This is a genomic window from Paeniglutamicibacter sp. ORCA_105 (genome assembly GCF_045798545.1).
Lineage (GTDB): Bacteria > Actinomycetota > Actinomycetes > Actinomycetales > Micrococcaceae > Paeniglutamicibacter > Paeniglutamicibacter sulfureus.
The window spans coordinates 71019-82615 of sequence record NZ_JBIXLM010000020.1; the positions used below are offsets into that span (position 1 = coordinate 71019).

General features: G+C 68.2%; 10 protein-coding genes and 1 riboswitch. Of the genes, 3 read left to right on the plus strand and 7 right to left on the minus strand.

The window, feature by feature from the left end:
- Positions 1–54: 54 nt before the first annotated feature.
- Positions 55–315: a DUF4235 domain-containing protein gene (locus ACIPUB_RS11615; protein ID WP_264269959.1), complete on the minus strand. Its 261-nt coding sequence runs from the start codon at positions 313–315 to the stop codon at positions 55–57.
- Positions 316–386: 71 nt separating this feature from the next.
- Positions 387–508, plus strand: a riboswitch (TPP riboswitch).
- A gap of 55 nt (positions 509–563) precedes the next feature.
- Between ACIPUB_RS11615 and ACIPUB_RS11620 the strand changes: the two genes are divergently transcribed.
- Entirely contained in the window at positions 564–1187 is a 624-nt protein-coding gene (locus ACIPUB_RS11620; protein WP_407607510.1) for an ECF transporter S component, read from the plus strand.
- A gap of 15 nt (positions 1188–1202) precedes the next feature.
- The gene (locus ACIPUB_RS11625; RefSeq protein ID WP_407607511.1) at positions 1203–3572 is read left to right on the plus strand and encodes an ATP-binding cassette domain-containing protein; all 2370 of its coding nucleotides are present in this window, start codon (positions 1203–1205) and stop codon (positions 3570–3572) included.
- Between the two features lie 88 nt (positions 3573–3660).
- Here the strand turns inward: ACIPUB_RS11625 and ACIPUB_RS11630 are convergent, their stop codons facing one another.
- Positions 3661–4122, minus strand: coding sequence for an NUDIX domain-containing protein (locus ACIPUB_RS11630; protein WP_407607512.1), 462 nt, complete (start codon positions 4120–4122; stop codon positions 3661–3663).
- 19 nt (positions 4123–4141) lie between these two features.
- Positions 4142–5017: an aminodeoxychorismate lyase gene (locus ACIPUB_RS11635; protein WP_407607513.1), complete on the minus strand. Its 876-nt coding sequence runs from the start codon at positions 5015–5017 to the stop codon at positions 4142–4144.
- Positions 5018–5117: 100 nt separating this feature from the next.
- On the opposite strand from ACIPUB_RS11635, the gene cls reads away from it, so the two are divergent.
- Positions 5118–6608, plus strand: coding sequence for a cardiolipin synthase (gene cls, locus ACIPUB_RS11640; protein WP_407607514.1), 1491 nt, complete (start codon positions 5118–5120; stop codon positions 6606–6608).
- Between the two features lie 20 nt (positions 6609–6628).
- Here the strand turns inward: cls and ACIPUB_RS11645 are convergent, their stop codons facing one another.
- From ACIPUB_RS11645 to ACIPUB_RS11660, 4 genes are all read right to left on the minus strand, one after another.
- On the minus strand, positions 6629–8671 hold the full coding sequence (locus ACIPUB_RS11645; protein WP_407607515.1) for a chorismate-binding protein: 2043 nt from the start codon (positions 8669–8671) through the stop codon (positions 6629–6631).
- Positions 8661–9170, minus strand: coding sequence for a low molecular weight protein-tyrosine-phosphatase (locus ACIPUB_RS11650; RefSeq protein ID WP_407607516.1), 510 nt, complete (start codon positions 9168–9170; stop codon positions 8661–8663). The genes ACIPUB_RS11645 and ACIPUB_RS11650 overlap by 11 nt, the downstream gene beginning before the upstream one ends.
- A 120-nt stretch (positions 9171–9290) precedes the next feature.
- Positions 9291–9911, minus strand: coding sequence for a LysE family transporter (locus ACIPUB_RS11655; RefSeq protein ID WP_407607517.1), 621 nt, complete (start codon positions 9909–9911; stop codon positions 9291–9293).
- Between the two features lie 51 nt (positions 9912–9962).
- Positions 9963–11453 (minus strand): glycoside hydrolase family 1 protein, encoded by a 1491-nt coding sequence (locus ACIPUB_RS11660; protein ID WP_407607518.1) that lies wholly within the window; start codon positions 11451–11453, stop codon positions 9963–9965.
- Positions 11454–11597: the final 144 nt, after the last annotated feature.

Here is an 11597-nt window from a genome sequence, read left to right on the forward strand (position 1 = left end):
CTGAGGAGGGGGTCCACGAAAAATCGTGGACCCCCTCCTCAGTCATTTACTGCGTCAGGCCTTTTTGGCGAACCTGGCCAATGCCCGTTGGGTGCCGCGGTCGGTGAACACCTGGATCAGGGCCGCGGTCGTGGCCGACAGGACGGCGAAGCCAATGATCTGGCGCAGGCTGGCCTCGGCCTGCGCTTCCGCGTTGCCATGCTTCGGCGGCTTCCGGCCGGTGAAACCGGTCCAGGCTTTGTCAACGATTTTTCCACCCAGGAAACCGGCGGCGATCGAGATAGCTGGGCCGATGAGTTTCATCAAGCTGTTCAAGGGGACTCCCAAATGTTGCTGGCAACGGTACCTGCCCCAGCATAGCCTGAGGTAACATCAAAGAACTGAAACAATCACGACAGGGGAGCGTCGTGCGAAGAAATTCGCACCAAGGCGCTGAGAGTGCGGATAGCCGCAGACCCTCGAACCTGCCCCGGCTAGTACCGGCGAAGGAAGTCGAGTTCTCAGGGGGTGCGTTCAAAAACGCGTTTTCCCTCCCCTCCTTGTATCCAAGGAGGATCACCACCATGAGCACCACCAACCAGCCCGCCGGGCACAAGCCGGCAACCTCGTCCTGGCGTGTCGTTGACATCGTTATCGCGGCAGTCATCGCAGTGTCCTCGGGCGTCATCTTCTGGGCCTGGAACAGCACCCACCACCTGCTTGACTTCCTCTTCCTGGCCTTCCCGCCCTCCGCCTCCCTGGTCTCGGGCATGTGGCTCTTCCCTGCGGTGCTCGGCGCGCTGATTATCCGCAAGCCCGGTGCCGCACTCTTCTGCGAAATCGTCGCCGCCATGGTCTCGGCACTCATGGGCTCCGAATTCGGGCTGACCGTCCTGGCCTCCGGCCTGATCCAGGGTCTGGGCGCTGAACTGGTGTTCGCCGCGTTCCGCTACCGCAAGTTCAACCTTCCCGTGGCACTGCTGGCCGGAGGCGCGGCAGGGCTCTTCGGCAGTGTCAACGACACCTTCATCTTCCGCTGGTTCCCCGAATACACCACCGGCATGCTCTTCTCCTACATCGCGTTCATGACCATCTCGGGCATCGTCATTGCCGGGCTGCTCTCCTTCCTGGCCACCCGCGCCCTGGCCAAGACCGGCGCCCTGGGCGCCCTGGCCAGCCGCAAGGCGGCCACTGAAGCCATCCTCTAGGACGCGGCAGCCATCATGACCTCACCTTCGATGCTGAACCGTGAAGCCGGCACCCCGGACACCGGCAGCCGGTTGGCCACGGCCGTCTCGGTCAGCGCCCGCAACTGGGGTTGGCGGCATGCCGACCGCGCCCAGCCGGCGCTCCGCGGCCTTGACCTGGATATCCGCGCCGGGGAACGCGTGCTCCTGGCCGGTCCCTCGGGCGCTGGCAAATCCACGCTGCTCTATGCCCTGGCGGGGGTCCTGCACGAGGACGACGAGGCCTATTCCTCCGGCGAACTGCTGCTGGACGGAACCCCGGCGGCCCAGGGCCGCGGCCTGGTCGGGCTCATGCAACAGGACCCCGAAACCCAGGTCGTCCAGGCCCGGGTCGGGGACGACACGGCTTTCGGCGCCGAAAACCTTTCGGTGCCGCCGGAAGAGATCGCCCAACGCATCATCGAGGCCCTCGATGCCGTGGGACTCGATGTCCCGCTGGACCACCCCACCGCCGCACTCTCCGGCGGACAAAAACAGCGCCTGGCCCTCGCCGGGATCCTGGCCATGGGCCCGGGACTGGTCCTCCTGGACGAGCCGACGGCGAACCTCGACCCGGACGGCGTTCTGGAGGTCCGCGATGCGGTGCTGGCGGCGCTGGATGCCACCGGGGCAACCCTGCTGATCGTCGAACACCGCCTTGAGGCCTGGGCTCCGCACATGGACCGGGTCATCGTGCTGGAACCGGGCGGCGGCATCGCCCACGACGGAACCCCCGGCGAGCTCTTCGGGCCCGGGAAGGTGCGCGAGGAACTGATCTCCGCCGGGGTTTGGGTCCCCGGATACACCCCGTCGATCGACGTGCGGTCCGCCGGAACCGATGGCGGCGCCCTGCTGCTCGAGGCCACGGACCTGGCGGTCACCCGGAAGCGCGGCGGATCAATCGCTGCCGGGGGGCTTGACCTGCGCGTCGCGGCCGGTGAGGCCTGGTGCGTGCGCGGGGCCAACGGCTCGGGCAAGTCGACCTTCGCCCTGACGCTCGGGGGCTTGCTGCCACAGGCCTCAGGCACCGTGCTGGCCACCGGGGAGCTGGCTGCCGGCTCCGAGGCCCGCCCCTACCACTGGCGCGCCACCGAACTGGTGGGGCGCATCGGTTCGGTGTTCCAGGAACCGGAGCACCAATTCGTCACCAACACGGTCCGCGAGGAATTGGCCTTCGGGCCTGCCCACGCGGTCAAGCCCGGCACCCGGGATCCGCTGTTCACGGACGGGGAGATCGAGGCACGGGTCGAAACACTGCTGTTGCGGCTGCGGCTGGGGCATCTTGCCGAGGCGAACCCCTTCACGCTTTCGGGCGGTGAGAAGCGACGTCTCTCGGTGGCCACTGTTCTGGCTTCGGGTCCGCGGATCCTGATCCTTGACGAGCCGACCTTCGGCCAGGACGCCAACACCTGGCGGGAGCTGGCGTTGTTGCTGCGCGAGGAACTGGAGCGCGGCACGGCAATCATCGCCGTGACCCACGACGCGGATTTCGCCCGCGCCCTGGGGGCCGGGGAATTTGTCCTCGAGAGCCCGGGGACCACGTATGGCGAACACGGCGTCGCGATCCGGCCCGGGTTGCTGGAGGCCGATGCGCGCGGCGGGGCCAGCTTCCTGGGCAGGGCCAACCCTCTGGCCAAGCTCGCCGCGGTGGCGCTGGCGACGATCCCGCTGGTGGCCTCCATGGACTGGGTCAGCAGCGCCCTGGTGGTGGTGGCGACCTTCCTGGCCTTGCCGCTGGCGGGGCTGTCGATCCCGCGCTTCCTGGCTCGCGGCTGGCCGCTGCTGCTCGCGGCGCTCTTCGGGGCATGGGGCACCGCACTGGTGGGCAACGATTCCGGCGTGGTGCTTCTTGACCTGGGCATCTTCGACATCACCGAGGGTTCGCTGGCTGCCGGTGCCGCCACGGGCCTGCGGGCCTTCGCGATCGCCATCCCGGCGGTGCTGGTGCTGTTCACCACCGACCCCACGGACCTGGCCAACGCGCTGGCGCAGAAGGCGCGGCTTCCACACCGCTTCGTGCTCGGGGCGCTGGCGGGCATGCGCCTGCTGGGGTTGCTGATCGAGGAGTGGACCACGCTGGGCATGGCCCGGCGCGCCCGCGGCGTGGGCAGCCGGGGCTCGGCGGGGCAGCGGCTGCGCGCCAACCTGGGACAGGTCTTCGGGCTGCTGGTCCAGGCCATCCGCCGGGCCTCGCGGCTGGCGGTGACCATGGAAGCCAAGGGCTTCGGGACCAATGCCCGGACCTGGCTCCGGACCTCTGTCTACGGGCGGCGGGATGCAGCCATCGTCGCCGCCGGCCTGCTGCTGGGTGCCGCGGCCACCTGGGCTGCCCTCACTCTGGGAACCTGGAACCTGGTCTGGAGCTAGCCCGGCCAACGACACGACGGGTCCCTGCCCGGGTGCATCTTGCGATGGGCACGGGCAAGGCCCCGTTCGTTTCCCTGGGTGCTCCGGGCTACCCGGTGAAGCCCAGCGAGGCGATGGCCGGCAACGTGCCGGCCGCAAGGTTTTGCAGCACATAGCGTTCATGCTCCGGCATGGGGTCGGGCAGCTTGTCCAGATCGAACCAGGCAATGGCCCCGCACTTCTCCGGCTCCATGATGCTCGGTTCCCCGGCCCAGCGGGACACGGCAAAGAAGAAGTCCACGCGCTGGGCGCGCGGCGAATCCCCGCCGTTGGTGCGGTGCAAGGTGGCCAGCGGGAGCAGGTCCCGCGGATCCACCCGCAATCCCATTTCCTCGGCGGCCTCGCGCACCGCGGCGGCTTCCACCGATTCCCCCGCCTCGACATGGCCGGCCGCGGCGCAGGCCCAGTGCCCGTCCATGAAACCGGTGTTTTGGCGCAGCTGGAGCAGCACCCGGTTGCCGCGGCGCAGCACCACGTAGGCGGCGGGCACCAGCTGGAACAGCTCTTGCATGGGGGTTGTGCCTCGAATCTTAGGCGATGGCGTCGACCATCGCGGTGAGCTCGGCGTGCAGCCGGGCGTCGCGGGCAATGGCGGTGCCGTCGATGGAGTTCACCGGGGTTAGCAGCCGCACGCTGGAGACCAGCCAGAGGGCTTCGGCAGCCAGCAGGTCCTGCGGGGTCAGCGGCCCGTAGCCCAGTTCCCACCCGGCTTCCCGCGCGGCGGCAAAGATGGCGCCCTGGGTCGTGCCGGGAAGGATGCCGGTTTCCAGGGTCGGGGTGATCAGCCGCTTGGTGTCCCCGTCACGGTGCGCCATGAGCACCGTGGACGTCGGGCCCTCCAAGACGATTCCGTCGCTGGAAACGAAGATGACGTCATCGGCGCCCAGCTTCCTGGCATGGCGCAACGCTGCCATGTTCACCGCGTAGGACAGCGTCTTGGCGCCCATCAGCAGCCAGGGGGCGCGCTCGGCAACCCGCGAGTCGTAGCCGCGGTCCAGGAAGATCACCGAGACCCCGCTCTCGCGCTGCCGGCGTCCCAGCTCCGGGGCGGGGGAGACCATGACCCAGGACGTGCCGTGGCCGGTGCCCTCGGTGCCGCGGGTGGCCACGAGCTTCACGACGGCTTCCTCGCTGGGGGACTCGGCATCGTATGCTGCCACGGCGGTCTTGATCGCCGTGCGCCAGTCCTCCTCGTGCGGGATCAACAGGTCGCAGGTCGAGGCCGAGACGCGCATCCGTGCCAGGTGGGCGTCGAGCTTGCGCACGACCCCGCGGGAGTACAACGCGGATTCGAAGATCCCGTCCCCGCGCGTCACGCCCTGGTCGAGGACCGAGAGCTGTGCGGTTGCGGCATCGGCGACGCGGCCGGCGGGAAAATCGCTGTCAAGGAACACAAGTGCAGTCATGGCTACCAGATTACCGCCGCGAAAGTGGTTCTCCGGTGTGCGCCGTGCGGGCGGTAGTCTGGGGTATGGCTGGCAACCCGGCTCTGGCAAGGAGGGATCCATGGACGCAGGCAACGACGCACTGGAGATTGGTGCAGCCCTGTGGTCGATCGCCGTGGGCATCGAGCTGACCATCCGCATCACCATGGTGGGCATCGTTCCGGGCAACCGCCGGCCCACCACCGCGATGGCGTGGCTCCTGGCCATCTTCTTCCTGCCCGTGGCGGGCCTGCTGCTCTACCTGCTCTTTGCCAACATCAAGCTCTCCCGGCGCCGCATCGAACGCCAGCGCCGCGTCAACGCGTCGATCCTCGAAGCCACCCAGCACCTGAGCGGGGACACCTCGGCGCCCGATGCCCCGGACTGGGTGCTCTCGGCGGTACAGCTGAACCGGAGGCTGGGCGCGCTGCCGCTGCAGGCCGGCAACGCGGTGGAGTTCATCACCGGCTACAAGGAATCCCTCGATGAGATGCGACGGGAAATCGACAAGGCCCGGCACTACGTGCACGTGCAGTTCTACATCATCGGCGACGACGAGCAGTACGTCGCCCCGTTCCTCGAGGCCCTGGAACGGGCGGTGGCGCGCGGGGTCAAGGTGAGGGTGCTCTTTGACCACCTGGGCTCGTTGCGCGTCAAGGGCTACTTTTCCCTGGTGCGGCGGATGAGCGAGGCGGGCATCAAGTGGCGGCGGATGCTTCCGCTGGCGCCCTTCCAGCGCCGGTGGCGGCGCCCGGACTTGCGCAACCACCGCAAGATCGTGGTGGTGGACGGCCACGTGGCCTTCACCGGCAGCCAAAACCTCATTGAACCCGGATACAAGCGGACCAGCGCGCACAAGATCGGGCGGGAATGGGTCGAACTCATGGCCAAGATCCATGGCCCGCTGGTGACCAGCCTGGACGTGGTCTTCGCGACCGACTGGTCCCAGGAGTCCGACGAAGACCTGCTCAACGACCTGGCGGTGGTGGAAGAGGCGATGACCGAGGCGCCGAACGCCGGGGAGGACCTGGGGCAGGTGGTGCCCAGCGGACCGGGTTTCGAGTCGGAAAACAACCTGCGGCTGTTCAACACGCTGATCTATTCGGCCACCGAGCGCCTCTCCATCACCAGCCCCTACTTCGTTCCCGACGATTCGCTGCTCTATGCCATCACCACCGCCGCCCAGCGCGGGGTGGCGGTGGAACTCTTCGTCTGCGAGAAGGGCGACCAGGCCCTGGTGCAGCACGCCCAACAGTCCTACTACGAGGCCCTGCTGCGGGCGGGGGTGCGGATCTACCTCTACAAGGCCCCCGCGGTCCTGCATTCAAAGTGCATGGCGGTGGACGACGACGTGGTGGTCATGGGGTCCTCCAACATGGACATGCGTTCCTTCTCGCTGAACCTTGAGATCACCCTGATGCTCCTGGGCGCGGACCTGGTCGGGGAGCTGATGAAGGTTCAGGACATCTACCGGGCCAACTCGACCGAGCTCACCCTTGAGACGTGGAGCCGGCGCACCCCGGTGAACCGGTGGATCGACAACGTGGCCCGGCTGTCGGCCACCCTGCAGTAAGCCCGACGCCGCCGGAGAGATCAGGGGCCCGGGAACACGCTGCCCAGCGCGGAGAGGACGCCGAAGGCCTTGGTCCTGACTTCGTCCCATTCCTCCTGCGGCGACGAATCGGCGGTGATGGCACCGCCCACGCCCAGGGACAGGTTCCAGGTGCCGGGGGTAGCGGCGCTGCCCATGACCAGGGTGCGGATGACGACCGACAGGTCGGCGGCGCCGGTGGCGGAAAAATACCCCACGGCCCCGGAGTACAGCCCGCGGGCCCTGCCGTCCTCGAGCACATCCAGGATCTCCATGGTGGAGACCTTTGGCGCACCGGTCATGGACCCGGCGGGGAACGCCGCGGCAATGGCCTCGGCGCGCGGGGCCCCGGGACGCAACCTGGCGTCGATGGTCGAGACCATCTGGTGGACGCTCGCGTAGCTTTCGATGGCGCACAGTCGCGGCACCGAGAGGGTCGCGGGATCGGCGAAATGCGAGAGGTCGTTGCGCAACAGGTCCACGATCATGATGTTTTCGGCGCGGTCCTTGGGTGAGCTTTCCAGCTCGCGGACCAGTGCCAGGTCGGCCTCGGGCGAGTCACCGCGCGGCCTGGTGCCCTTGATGGGTTCGGCGCGCATCCAGCCATCGGAGCCGATCGACATGAAGCGCTCGGGGGAGGTGCTGGCCGCCGCCATGTCGCCAAAGCGCAGGTAGTGCGCGAACGGCGCGGGGTTTGCCGCACGCAGTCGCAGGTAGTTCTCCCACGGGTCGCAGGGCACCTCCTGAGCCTGCAGCGAGGTGGTGAGGCAGATTTCGTAGCTGTTGCCCAGGCGGATCTGTTCCTGTGCGGCACGGACCTTCTCCAGGTAGGCGGGGCGGTCGTCATGCGAGGTGAACGCGGGTGCCGGGACCAGGGGCGCGGGCACGGCGGCCGTGGTCGGCAGCTGTGGCAGCAGCTCCCGGACGCGGCCGAAGAAGCCCTCCGTGTCAGTCGCGGCCGTGGCCAGCAGGTGCACCGTGGAGGCGTGGTGGTCAACCACGATGACCTGGGACGGCCTGATCATGGCGGCGTCCGCCGGTCGAGAGGGTACCTGCGGGTCCACCGGGATGTCGCTTCCGCCGGTTTCCCGCTTGAGCTCGTACCCCAGGTAGCCCAGCCAGCCTGGAACGAAGGGAAGCTCGCCTTGCGCCGGCAGGAAGCCGGCGGCATCCCAGCTGCCGGCGAGCCAGTCGAAGAAGCCGCCCGCGAGCCTGGCCGTGGCGGTGCCCTCGCGCAGGATCCCCACCGCGCCGCGGTGTTCGTAGGTAGCGCATTGGTCGGTGGTGGCAGCGGCCATGATGGAGTATCGGTTACGTTGGCGCGGGTCGGCGAAGTGCAGGTTGCTGGATTCGAGCAGGACCGCGTGCCCGGCTTCGGCGTAGAGCGCTTCGAAGAGTGCGGCTGCGTCGGGCGCGCCCTGCAGTGCGATGTGCAACGGTGCTTGCGCAGCGGACTCGGTGCGTTCGGGGGAGAGGGCCGGGGCACACCGGGGCAGGGCCTTCAGCGCGCGCAGCACGTGGTCCGGGGCGCTTCCGTCGGCCCGGTTCTCCACGGTGACATCGGCGTGGTCGGGGACCGCATCGGCGGCGAGATACGCCTCTTCCTGGGCTGCCCAATGGTCCCAATGCGCGGCAAAGACCTCACCGTCGCGTTCCAGCGCCCTGACCTTGCGCGTGGCATCGGGAACCTGGACCCAGATCACTGCATCGAGCAGTTCGCGGGCAGCGGCACAGCCGGCACCCACGCCCTCGATGATCACGACGGGTGCGGGCGAGAGCGTGGTGCGCGGACCGGGGGTGCTTGCCGCCCAGTCCCAGCTGTTCCAGGCGGCGGCCTCGCCGCGCGACAGGGGTGCAAGGACCTGGGTGACATAGGCGTGGGTGCCGGCTTCCAGGCCGTCCCATCCGGGGTAGATGTCCTCGAGGTGGAAGAGTGCTACCTCGCGGTGGCGGCGCAGCGCGGTGGCTAGTTCCGCGGCAAGCGTGCTCTTTCCCGCGCCCGATCTTCCATCGATGCCAAGGACCAGTACGGGGCTAGTTGCCACGTTGGGGCATGATGTGTGCGCGCACGTAGTCGAGAACGCCCGGGATGGCGGCGTTGACCATTTGCCAGCACAGGCGGAAGTCCGCCGAGTCGCCAAACCACGGATCATAAATGCCCTGGCCTTCGACCGGGGCCGAGGCCAGGGTCGTGTCGAAGGAGCGCATCATGCGCAAGTCGGGCCGGGGCGCCGAGGATTCGGCAGGCAGCATCTTCGCCAGCGTCGCAAGGTGGTCCTGGTCCATGGCCAGCAGCAAGTCGGCACCGGTGATCATGGCGGGGTCCAGCACCCGTGCCACGTGCTCTTCGGCGTTGATGCCGTGGGACTGCAGGATGGCGGCGGCCCGCGGGTCGATCGCGTTCCCCGCCTCGCCGTCGCTGGTGCCGGCGGACTCGACCGAGACGTCGACGATTCCCGCATCGCCAAGCGCGGTGCGAATCATGTACTCGGCCATGGGGGAGCGGCAGATATTGCCCGTGGACACTGTGATTATCCGGAACATGGTTTTAGTCTAGGGCCCTGACGCACCTCGTGACAGGACCAAACACGGTTCGCCGCGATGGTTATCGGATTGTGGCCTTGGCTGGGCCTTCCGAGGGGCATGGGGCGGGGTTGCAGCGACTCAGTGGATGAAGACCAGCAGGGCCGCGACGAAGATGAAGAGCGTGCCGAAGACCAGATTCAGGATCCGCTGGCCACGCTCGGTGGCCGTGAAGCGGCTGAAGCTCTTGGCCGAGGCGGCGAAGAACAGCCACATCACCATGATGTCCACGGCCACGATGGTGCCGATGAAGACCAGGTACTGTGGCAGCGCGGGGGCATCGAGGCGAATGAACTGCGGTGTGAAGGCCAGGAAGAACACGATGGCCTTGGGGTTGAGCAGGTTGACCCACAGCCCGCGCCTGAACATCGAGAGTGCCGATTCCCGGCCCTTGACGTCAAGCTCCGCCGCATCCTGCGGCTTGGCCAGGATCAGCCGCACGCCCAGGTACACCAGGTAGGCGGCTCCGGCATAGCGGATGGCGGTGAAGGCGGCCGGGGAACGGGAGACCAGCAGCCCGACTCCGGCAGCGACCACGACCACGTGGACCAGCAGCGCCGCCTGCTGGCCCAGGATTCCCCACATGGAACGGCGGAACCCGGAGTTCAGCGAGTTGGTCATGGTGTTGATGGCCCCGGCGCCCGGGGTGAAACTGATCAGCGTCGAGGCGCCAAGAAGCGAAAGCCACAAGGAAAGAGTCACCGCTCAAGTTTAGGGCAGCTCCCCGACCCTCCCGTACCCGCGGTCACGCCGCTACCGGCGTGCCGGCAGGCGGTGCGAGGCCGCAACCTGCGCGTACCACTTGGCCGAGGCCTTGGGGATGCGCCGCTGGGTCGGGTAGTCCACACGCACGATCCCGAAGCGCTTGTCGTACCCGAAGGCCCACTCGAAATTGTCCATGAGCGACCACACCAGATACCCGCGCACGTCCGCGCCCTGCTCCATGGCCCGGTGCGTGGCGCGCAGGTGCGCGTCGATGAAGGCCAGCCGGTCCCCGGAATCATCGACAAAGCCCGATTCGTCGGCGACGTCGTCATAGGCGGCACCGTTCTCCGTGATCACCATGGGGATGCCGGCCGGGCCGGTGTAGTGCTCCTGCAAGCGCAGCAGCAGGCGCTCCAGTCCCTCGGGTTGGACCTCCCAGCCCATGGCCGTGCGTGGCAGGTCCCGCGAGGCGCGCCCCACCCGTTCGCTGCCCACCATCGGGGAGCGGCGGGGCAGGCCGCGATCCGAGGCGAACACCAGTGACTCATCGGGTGCGGTCGGCATCGTGGGCCCGGCCACCAGCTCGCCGTTGTAGTAGTTCACGCCCAGCACGTCGATGGGAGCGGCGATGACCTCCAGGTCGTTGCCGTGGATGTGCTGCTCCAGGCCTGCCCCGGCCATGTCCTCGAGCACATCCGGTGGGTATTGGCCGCGGAAGATCGGATCCAGGAAGATGCGGTTGAAGGCGCCGTCGATGCGCCGTGCGGCATCGACATCGGCCGGATCCTGCGGGTCGGCCGGATCTGCCACGGTGAAGTTCAGCGTGATCCCCAGCCGGTGGTCCTTGTCCGCCACTTCCCGCATGGCGCCGGTGGCCAGCCCGTGCCCCAGCAGCAGATGGTGAGCCGCTGCCACCGCCTCTTCCGGGCTCGTGTGCCCGGGGGCGTGCTCGCCGCCTGCATAGGAGAGGAAGGACGAGCACCACGGCTCGTTCAGCGTGGTCCAATCGGTGACTCGGTCCTTCAGGTGCTCGAACACCTCAAGCGCGTAGTCGGCAAAGCGGTAGGCGGTGTCGCGGTTGGCCCAGCCGCCGCGCTCCTGCAGCGCCTGCGGCAGGTCCCAGTGGTAGAGCGTGAGCCACGGGGCGATCCCGCGGCCCAGCAGCTCATCGACCAGGCGCGAGTAGAAGTCCAGCCCCTTGGGGTTCAGGGTCCGGTCCCCGGGCTTGATCCGCGCCCACGAGGTGGAGAACCTGTAGGTGTCCAGGCCCAGCTCGGCCATGAGCGCCACGTCCTGCGGCATCCGGTGGTAGTGGTCCGCGGCAACGGAACCGTCGTGCCCCTCGAAGACGGCGCCGGGCACCCGGCAAAATGCATCCCAGATGGAATCCTCGCGGCCCTCCTCGTGGGCGGCGCCCTCGATCTGGAAGGCCGCGGTGGCGGAGCCGAAGCGGAATCCGGGCGGAAACTCCAGGGTGCGTGTGGAATCGAATCCGGCGGCAAGTGGACGGGGCGTGCCCGTGGTGGGGAGTTCGGTCATGGCGGGGACTGGTCCTCAACGATCATGAACGCACCAGCGTTCGGCCGACGGTTGCCACGAGCCTAGTGCGAATCGCCACCGCGGGCCAGAGGCGGCGGGACCGGCCGGGGGAGGTGCCCTTCCCGGGACCTGTGCCCGTGCCGC

Coding starts and splice junctions, on each gene's coding strand:
- ACIPUB_RS11620 (WP_407607510.1), top strand. CDS start 564: ATGAGCACCACCAACCAGCCCGCCGGGCACAAGCCGGCAACCTCGTCC.
- ACIPUB_RS11625 (WP_407607511.1), top strand. CDS start 1,203: ATGACCTCACCTTCGATGCTGAACCGTGAAGCCGGCACCCCGGACACC.
- ACIPUB_RS11630 (WP_407607512.1), bottom strand. CDS start 4,122: ATGCAAGAGCTGTTCCAGCTGGTGCCCGCCGCCTACGTGGTGCTGCGC.
- ACIPUB_RS11635 (WP_407607513.1), bottom strand. CDS start 5,017: ATGACTGCACTTGTGTTCCTTGACAGCGATTTTCCCGCCGGCCGCGTC.
- cls (WP_407607514.1), top strand. CDS start 5,118: ATGGACGCAGGCAACGACGCACTGGAGATTGGTGCAGCCCTGTGGTCG.
- ACIPUB_RS11650 (WP_407607516.1), bottom strand. CDS start 9,170: ATGTTCCGGATAATCACAGTGTCCACGGGCAATATCTGCCGCTCCCCC.
- ACIPUB_RS11660 (WP_407607518.1), bottom strand. CDS start 11,453: ATGACCGAACTCCCCACCACGGGCACGCCCCGTCCACTTGCCGCCGGA.